At 63.2% G+C, this 8,965-nt stretch carries 7 protein-coding genes; 5 read left to right on the forward strand and 2 right to left on the reverse strand.

The window, feature by feature from the left end; all coding sequences use genetic code 11:
- Together ACY693_RS09860 and ACY693_RS09865 are read right to left on the reverse strand one after the other, a co-directional pair.
- The coding region (locus tag ACY693_RS09860) for an efflux RND transporter permease subunit (protein WP_462321656.1) at positions 1–1,509 on the reverse strand (1,509 nt) is incomplete at its 3' end.
- Between the two features lie 85 nt (positions 1,510–1,594).
- On the reverse strand, positions 1,595–2,761 hold the full coding sequence (locus ACY693_RS09865) for an efflux RND transporter periplasmic adaptor subunit (protein ID WP_462321662.1): 1,167 nt from the start codon (positions 2,759–2,761) through the stop codon (positions 1,595–1,597).
- A gap of 623 nt (positions 2,762–3,384) precedes the next feature.
- Here ACY693_RS09865 and ACY693_RS09870 point away from each other — a divergent pair.
- From ACY693_RS09870 to bioA, 5 genes are all read left to right on the forward strand, one after another.
- Positions 3,385–4,854, forward strand: a complete 1,470-nt coding sequence (locus ACY693_RS09870) for a dynamin family protein (protein ID WP_462321657.1) — start codon at positions 3,385–3,387, stop codon at positions 4,852–4,854.
- A gap of 15 nt (positions 4,855–4,869) precedes the next feature.
- Positions 4,870–5,790, forward strand: coding sequence for an ROK family protein (locus ACY693_RS09875; protein ID WP_462321658.1), 921 nt, complete (start codon positions 4,870–4,872; stop codon positions 5,788–5,790).
- Between the two features lie 82 nt (positions 5,791–5,872).
- Positions 5,873–6,592 carry an NUDIX hydrolase gene (locus ACY693_RS09880; protein ID WP_462321659.1) on the forward strand — a complete coding sequence of 240 codons (720 nt, stop codon included), beginning with the start codon at positions 5,873–5,875 and terminating at the stop codon, positions 6,590–6,592.
- Between the two features lie 103 nt (positions 6,593–6,695).
- Positions 6,696–7,766: a quinolinate synthase NadA gene (gene nadA / locus ACY693_RS09885; RefSeq protein WP_462321660.1), complete on the forward strand. Its 1,071-nt coding sequence runs from the start codon at positions 6,696–6,698 to the stop codon at positions 7,764–7,766.
- Positions 7,767–7,819: 53 nt separating this feature from the next.
- The coding region (bioA, locus tag ACY693_RS09890; protein WP_462321661.1) for an adenosylmethionine--8-amino-7-oxononanoate transaminase at positions 7,820–8,965 on the forward strand (1,146 nt) is incomplete at its 3' end.

Below are 8,965 nucleotides of genomic sequence, written 5' to 3' on the forward strand. Positions count from 1 at the left end.
CATGCCGCTAACGAAGCCCATCGGCAGCAGCGCCGCGATGACGGTGAAGGTCGCGAGGATGGTTGGATTACCGACCTCGCGCACCGCATCGACGGCGGTGTATTCATCGGTGCGACCCTCCTCGAGCCAGCGCCGATAGATATTCTCAACCACGACGATGGCGTCATCGACCAGGATGCCAATCGAGAAGATCAGCGCAAACAGGCTCACCCGGTCGATGGTGTAATCGGTGATCCAGGCCGTGAAGATCGTCATCAGCAGGACCACTGGAATGACCAACATGACCACGATCGCTGGCTTCAGCGCGCGGAAGGCCGCCAGCACCAGCAAGAAGACGAAGAAGGTCGCAATGAACAGCTTGAAGATCAGCTCAGAGACCTTCTCATCAGCGGACTCGCCATAGTTACGGGTCACGCTCACCGCCACATTGTTCGGGATGCGCTCGCCCTTGATCTCCTCAACCTTGTCGAGGATGGCGTTCGCCACGGTGACGCCGTTGGTCAATTCCTTCTTTGCAATCGCGATCGTCACCGCGGGGGCACCGTCGGCCTTCAGATCACCCTCAGCCGCCGGACCGCTGTAATAGGCCACCAACTGATCCGCATCCTCTGGTCCCTGGCGGACACGCGCGATGTCATGCACATAGACGGGGGTCTCGTTGTAGGTGCCGACCACCAAACGCTGGATATCCTCGGCACCACTCAGAAACGAGCCGGTGACCACCGAGAAATGCGAGCCACTGGACTCAACCCCGCCAGCGCTCGCCTCGGCGTTGGCCGCACGGATGGTGCTGGCGACCTCATCCAGGCTGATGCGATAGCCGGAGAGGCGCTCAGGATAGGCATCAACAGTGATCTGCTCCTTGCGCCCGCCGACAATAAAACTGTTGCCAGTGTCTTTGACCTCCTTCAGCGACTGCAGCACGTCTTGCGCCAGTAGCCTCAACTGACCGTCGTCGACGTCGGGTCGGCCATTACCGTCGACATCCTTAGACCAGAGCGTGAGCGTGACGATGGGCACATCGTCGATACCCTTGGTCTTGACCAGCGGCGGCATCACGCCCGGTGGGATCTTGTCCATGTTCGACGCGATCTTGTCGTTGACCTTGACCAGCGACGGACCATTCTCCTCGCCGACATCGAACTCAACCGTCACCAGGCCTTGGCCACGCTGCGCGGCGGAATAGACGTGCTTGACACCCGGGATCTCGCTCATGATCCGCTCGAGCGGCTGCATCGCGAGACTCGAGACCTGCTCTGCGGAAGCCCCTGGATACTGCACCATGATGTCGATCATGGGCACCGAGATCTGCGGGTCTTCTTGCCGCGGTGTCGCGATCAGACCGAGCAGCCCCATCATCAGCATCGCCACATAGAGCAGCGGCGAGAGTGGTGAGCGGATGAAGAAACGGGCAGTGCGGCCTGCGAGACCGAGACTGTCACCATCCATCGAAGCGAGGGAGCGAGCGTCTTCCGGCGCTGGCGTGCGAGGGCTATCGTCCTGGCTCATAGTCTGTTTCGTGCATCAGGAGCGGGCGTGAAAAACCGAGACAGGGCACAAACGGCAGACCCCATCTCGGCCGTCGGAGATCTTCTCAGCGATTTGCGCGACCGTCCTGAGACCAGCCAGTAGCGATGCCAGGGCCTGGATTGCTGAGGATTCGCTCACCGGCGCGCAAGCCACTAAGGACAGTGACCCCGCCGTTTGGTGTCGGCTCGCCGACACGGATCAGACGCAGGTGTGGGTTACCTTCGTCGTCAAGCACATAGACGCCGGGAAGGCTGCCGTTATAGCGGATGGCGGTGCGTGGTACGACTGGGTTAACCCGGGCCGGGGCGTTGAAATCCGGCACCATCACCTTGGCATACATGCCTGGCTCGGAGACGCCCTTCGGCAGATCGAGCTTCACCTTGACCGTATGCCGCTGTGGATCAGCCATCGGAAAGACCTGCGCCACACGCACGGGCACACTGCCGGGATCATCGGTCGGCTCGGCTCCCGCGCGCGCTCGCGCTGGCACGTCGAGCTCCGCACGTAACATCGCCCCTTCGCGCAGGCCCGGACGCAATCGGGCAGGGACATCGACCTCAACCTGGAGATACTCGACATCGGCAAAATCCAGCAGCGGCTGACCCGGCTGCACCGTATCTCCCGCCTCGATGAACTTACTGACGATCACCCCGTCGAAGGGTGCGATCGAGCGTGCATCACGGAGCTTCGCATCCAGCGCCCGCAGCTCGGCCTGCAGCTGCATCATCGCATTGCGTGCCTCCTGGATCTGGGTTCCCGAGGCGAACAGATCGGCGGAAAGCTCCGCGTCCACATCGCGATCGCCGACGAAATCCTCCATCGGCCGGGTGAAGAATTGATCGAAGAGGTTAGGCATACCCATGCCGCCCGGAGCGTTGCGCGCACGAGGTGAGTAGAGCTCTCGGCTGTACTGGACGCCAGCGTTACGCAACTGCGCGTCGGCCGTGGCCATCTGCGCGAGTAGAGCCTGACGTTTTGCCTTTAGCTCGCTGGCATCGAGCGATACGAGGAGATCACCGCTCTCGAACGAATCACCCTCGATGCCCGCGAGATAGTCGACCCGGCCCGGCAGCTGCGCAGCCAACGTGACCTCTTTATAGGGGATGACGGTACCGCCGACTGAGACCGTCGGCAGACCTTCTGCCTGCTTGACCACATAGATGTCTTCCACTGTCTGGGCCGATACAGCGGTAACGGCGCTCATTGCAGCGATGAGCCCGATCGAGAGCATGCGCATAATTAGATTTCCCATGATTCCGGGTACCCGAGAGCTGAATTCGGCAAATCGCCCAGCCGCCCTAATTCAACGCTTGACGCAAGCCGCTGGCATCGTCCTGTAAACCCTGACGACGCGAGCCTGAGCTTATCAGCCACGCGCACTAAGCAGTGTTCTCGATACTGCCATCCAACCGAGATCGGCACGACTATCGGCGATAGCCTCGCGCCGAGATCGATCCTGTGCAGTAGACGCAGTCTGCAGCTGAGGCCCATTTCGCGTTCGCGGTGGCGGCTCCAAGACGTTTAATCGTTATTGTCGGCGATGTACGAGCTAAGCTCGCGAAGTATCCTGAAAATGCGCCCTGATATCAAGCGAGCTTGACATTTAGACCAAAAAAATCAGCCCCTTAGAAAAGCTCTGAAGGCGCTCCATGCTGCCGCTATCTGCCCCCAAAGAAACGCTAAGCCATTGACTGCGGCCCGCTTTATTCGCCAGGCTGGATCTTGAGGGTGCGGCTAAACCCTGCTCACCGCGCGGGCACTATCCTGCCTGACGCAAAGCGTATAGTATCCGCAGCCGTTCGAGCTTTCATCCAGGCTCGAGCCAGACCGAGACCACTGACAGGAGCATGACGCATGTCTTCAGCCACAGGCCCGGAAAGCGTGCAGAGGCGTCTCAACGACCTCGAGAGCCACCTAGAGCAAGAGAACCCGATCCTGTTGAGCGCGGTGCAGAGCTTCCGGACGCTCGATCGGGTGGCCTCCGACATGCACCTGCTGCCCGAGAACAAGTCCTTTGCGAGTCAGGTGCCCTGGTGGCCGCTGATCTCGGTGCTCGGCACCTTCTCCGCGGGCAAGTCGACCTTCATCAACGACTTCCTCGGCCAGAACATTCAGCGTACCGGCAATCAGGCCGTCGACGACCGCTTCACTGTCGTCGTCTACAGTCCGGAGACCCGCAGCCACGCCTTACCTGGTGTCTCGCTGGATTCCGACCCACGCTTTCCCTTCTACCAGATGTCGCGCGAGATCGAGCGCGTTGCCGGCGGCGAGGGTAAGCGCATCGATGCCTATCTGCAGCTCAAGACCTCTTGCAGCGATCGTCTGCGGGGCAAGATCCTGATCGACTCGCCCGGTTTCGACGCTGATGCCCAGCGCGATGCCATCCTCAGCATCACTGATCACATGATCGATCTCTCCGACCTGGTGTTGGTGCTATTCGATGCGCGGCATCCGGAGCCGGGGGCGATGCGTGACACCCTCGAGCACCTGGTGGTGCGGACCAAGAATCGGGCGGACTCGAGCAAATTCCTGCACATCCTGAGTCAGATCGACACCTCTGCGAAGGAGGACAACCCAGAAGACGTGGTCGCCGCTTGGCTCCGTGCCCTCGGTGAGGTCGGCATGACCACCGGGCGTTTCTATACCGTCTACAGTGGCTCCGCCCCCGGCATTCAAGACCCCGCCAAGCGCGAGCGCTTTGAGCGCAAGCGCGATGCCGACCTCAATGAGATCTATGAGCGCATGGATCAGGTCGAGATCGAGCGTGCCTACCGAATCATCGCCTCCTTGCGTCATGCTGCCACAGCGTTTGCCGACGAGACCGTGCCGCTGCTCGAGACCGCGGTGCGACGCTGGCGCGCGCGCACCTTCATGGGCGACGCGTTTGTCTTACTGGCAATGGTCTCAGCATTTCTTTACTGGAGCGTTACCGGCGGCCACTGGCAGGGCTTATCTTACGAGCCGGCCTGGCTCGAGACGCTCGAGGGCATGGGCGTCTCCTGGGGTCTGCAAGGCGCCGAGGCGCTCGCGGTGCTCCTGTTTTTCGCCGCCCATCTCGGGCTGCGCAAGCTCGCCGCCTTCAGCGTACGCCCTTGGCTCCGCAAGCAGCTTCGTGATGAGCGCCTGCCCGGCAATGTGCTGGACGCCTTCCAGGTCAACACGCGCAGTTGGCAGACCTTCTTCTTCGGCAAGCCGCTGGGCTGGAACGACTGGGCCGAAGGGCGCATCGCCAAGGTTCTTCATGACTGCGAATCCTATGTGCAGAACCTCAATGAGCGCTTCACCAACCCGCGTGGGCTCAAGACACCACCTGCGCAGGGCTAATGCCGACTGCCTTGGATGACCAAGCCGATCTATATCGGCGTCGATCTTGGCGGCACCAAGATTGAGGCCGCAGCGCTCGCCAAAGACGGCCAGATTCTGCGGCGCAAGCGCATCGCGACGCCACGCAACGACTACCCGGGCACGCTTGAGGCCATCAAGACGCTGGTCGCGGAGCTCGAAACCGCGCTCGGCGTGCGGGCGAGTATCGGCGTTGGCACGCCCGGCGCCCTCTCGCCCTTCAATGGGCGCTTGCGCAATGCCAACTCGATTTGGCTCAACAACCAGAGTCTCGCGACCGACCTTGAGCACCGGCTTGGGCGCCCCGTGCGAATCGCCAATGATGCCGACTGCTTTACCTTGTCCGAGGCGACCGATGGGGCCGCCGCCGGAGCCGCATCGGTCTTCGGCGTCATCCTCGGCACCGGTACGGGGGGTGGAATCGTCGTCAATGGCCAGCTGCTAAGTGGACCCAACGCCATCGCCGGCGAATGGGGACACAATCCGCTGCCCTGGCCAGGCGACGATGAACGGCCTGGCCCCAGCTGCTACTGCGGCAAACGTGGCTGCATTGAGACCTGGATCTCAGGCCCCGCACTCACCGCTGACCTGCAGCGGCTGACCGGCCGCCAGCTCAACGCCAAAGCCATCGCAGACGCCGCCGAGCGCGGCGATGCCGAGGCCGAAGCCGCCCTCCAGCGCCATCAAGACCGACTCGCACGCGCATTGGCGGCCGTCATCAACCTGCTCGACCCGGAGGTCATCGTCCTTGGTGGCGGTCTTTCCAACCTGCAGCGCCTCTACCATGGACTCCCCACTGCCATCCGTCCGTTCATCTTCGGCGACGGTCTCGCCACACGCATTGTCCCGCCCCGCTTTGGCGACTCGAGCGGCGTCCGCGGCGCCGCCTGGCTCTGGCGTGAGCCGATGAGCCGATGAGCCGATGAGCCGATGAGCCGGGAAGACCGCTGAGACCGGCCTATGCTTGCATAAGTGTAGATTTGACACTAACTTAATCGGCATGAACCAGCCATCGAACTCATCGACACCGGACCAGGCAGCGGACGCCTCCAAGCCCTACTGCTACCGCTACCCACATCCCGCGGTCACTACCGATGTCGTGCTCTTCAGCATCCGCGATGACAGCCTGCAGCTGCTGCTGATCGAGCGCGGCCATGAGCCATTCAAGGGCAGCTGGGCGCTTCCTGGGGGCTTTGTTGATATCGACGAGGACCTCGAGGCCGGCGCAGCGCGCGAGCTGGCTGAAGAGACGGGCGTTGAGAATCTCTATCTTGAGCAGCTGGGCACCTTCGGCAGGCCCGGTCGCGATCCGCGCGAGCGGGTGATTAGCGTCGCCTATCTCGCGCTCGCCCCCCAGGCCAAGCTCGCGGTGCAAGCCGGCGACGACGCTGCGGCAGCCGACTGGTTTCCAGTGAAGGCGTTGCCGCCCCTGGCCTTTGATCACGCCGAGATCATCGAGACCGCCCACCGACGGCTGATCGGCAAGCTCGATGACTCGACGATTGCCTTTCACTTACTGCCCGAGACCTTCACCCTCGGTGAGCTGCAGCGCGTTTACGAAACCCTGGTTGATGCTGAGATCGATAAGCGCAACTTCCGTAAATGGGCGCAGGCACTCGAGGTGATCGAAGAGACCGGCGAGCTACGCCGCCGCGGCAAACACCGGCCAGCTCGGGTCTATCGCCTCACAGACCTTGACCGCATCACCTTCTTGAAATGAGCGCGAACGCCCGCGGCCGGCTCACCATTGTCCAAGCCAACCGCCGGAGCCAACGCGCACCGAGGTATGAGCGCTCCAGAGCGCGCGGAGCCCGGAGATCAGTATGAACATCGCCAACGCCGAAGCACCCGTCCGCGACCGCATCGAGGTCCCTGCGCACCCGATCTGGCCCGCCCTCGACGAGGCCGCGAAAGAGACGCTCAGGGAGCGCATCAAGCGTCTGCTCGCCGAGCAAGACGCGGTCTTGGTCGCCCATTACTACGTCGACGGCGACCTTCAAGCACTCGCCGAGGAGACCGGCGGCTATGTCGCTGACTCGCTCGAGATGGCGCGCTTTGGCGCTGAGAGTAGCGCCAAGACGCTGGTCGTCTGCGGCGTGCGCTTTATGGGCGAGACCGCCAAGATCCTCAATCCCGAGAAGCGGGTGTTGATGCCGACCCTGCAGGCGACCTGCTCGCTAGACGAGGGTTGCCCAGCCGAAGCATTCAGTGCCTTCTGCGACGCCCATCCCGATCACACCGTGGTCGTCTACGCCAACACCAGTGCCGAGGTCAAGGCACGCTCGGACTGGGTGGTCACCTCGAGCATCGCCCTGCCGATCGTCAAGCATCTGCACGAGCGCGGCGAGAAGATCCTCTGGGCACCCGACAAGTACCTCGGGCGCTACGTGCAGCGAATGACTGGCGCCGAGATGCTGCTCTGGGACAGCGCCTGCGTCGTTCACGAGGAGTTCAAGGGCTTCGCACTGGACCGTGTGCGTCGCCTGCACCCCGACGCTGCCGTGCTGGTCCATCCGGAATCACCCGACGAGGTCGTCGATCAAGCAGACGTGGTCGGTTCCACCACCCAGCTCATCAACGCCGTCCGCGACCTACCCAATCGCGAGTTCATCGTCGCCACCGACGAGGGCATCTTCTGGAAGATGCACCAGCTCGCGCCCGAAAAGACGCTCATCGCCGCCCCGACTGCAGGCGAAGGCGCCACCTGCGAGAGCTGCGCGCATTGTCCCTGGATGGCGATGAACGCACTGCAGAACCTCGCGGTCGTGCTCGAGCGCGGCAATCAAGAGATTCACATTGACGAGGCGATTCGCCAGCGCGCCGTCATACCGATCCAGCGCATGCTCGAGTTCGCCCGCGAGCACGGCATCGGCCAGCGCCGCGACGGGGATTGAGTCTCCGGCCCGTCACCGGACCGCAGTACGATCAAGAACGCCGATTACCCACCATGAGCTCGGTAGCCAACACCCCAAGCAGTGCCGAGGTCGAGCGTCTTCTGACAGTCGACAGCGCGCACGCCTGGCATCCCTACACCTCGACCATCGACCGCGACCCGGTCTACCCGGTCCGCCGCGCGCAGGGCTGCAGCCTTGAGCTGATGGACGGTCGCCAACTGATCGACGGCATGGCCTCCTGGTGGTGCGTGATCCACGGCTACAACCATCCGGTCCTGAACCAGGCCGCACGCGATCAGCTCGAGCAGATGGCGCATGTGATGTTCGGCGGGCTGACCCATGCGCCAGCCGTGGAATTAGTGGAGCGGCTGGTCCGAATCACGCCTGAGCCACTGCAGCAGGTCTTCCTCTGCGACTCGGGCTCGGTCGCGGTCGAGGTCGCGATGAAGATGGCGCTGCAATACCAGCAGGCCGTCGGCCAGCGCAAGCGCGTGCGCTTCTTGACGATCCGCGCCGGCTACCATGGTGACACCTTCCATGCGATGTCGGTCTGCGACCCGGTCACCGGCATGCACCACCTCTTCAACCAGGTGCTGCCGCAGCAGTTCTTCGCGCCGGCGCCAACACCGCGCTTCGGCGAGCCCTGCGCCGATGCCGATATCGCCGACCTCCAACGTCTGATCGAGACCCATCGCGACGAGATCGCGGCCGTGATCCTCGAGCCCATCGTCCAGGGCGCCGGCGGCATGCGCTTCTACTCCGCCGAGTACCTGCAGCGCGTCCGCGCACTCTGCGACGCCCATGGCGTGCTGCTGATCGCTGATGAGATCGCTACTGGCTTCGGCCGTACCGGCCGGCTCTTTGCCTGCGAGCACGCCAGCATCAGCCCCGACATCATGGCGCTCGGCAAGGCCCTCACCGGCGGCTATCTGACCTCGGCCGCCACCCTCGCCACCGAGCAGGTCGCGCACGCCATCTCCAGCGCCGAGCCGGGCGCCTTCATGCACGGCCCAACCTTCATGGGCAACCCACTGGCCTGCGCCATCGCCACTGCCAGCATCGACCTGCTGCTCGAGCCTGGCCCTGTCTCTGGCACCGGCGGCCAAGGCTGGCAGGCCAATATCGCGCGCATCGAGCAGCGGCTCAAGAGCGGCCTTGAGCCGTGCCGCGAACTCTCTGGAGTCGCCGACGTCCGCGTC

The sequence above is a fragment of the Halochromatium sp. genome, from assembly GCF_054919635.1.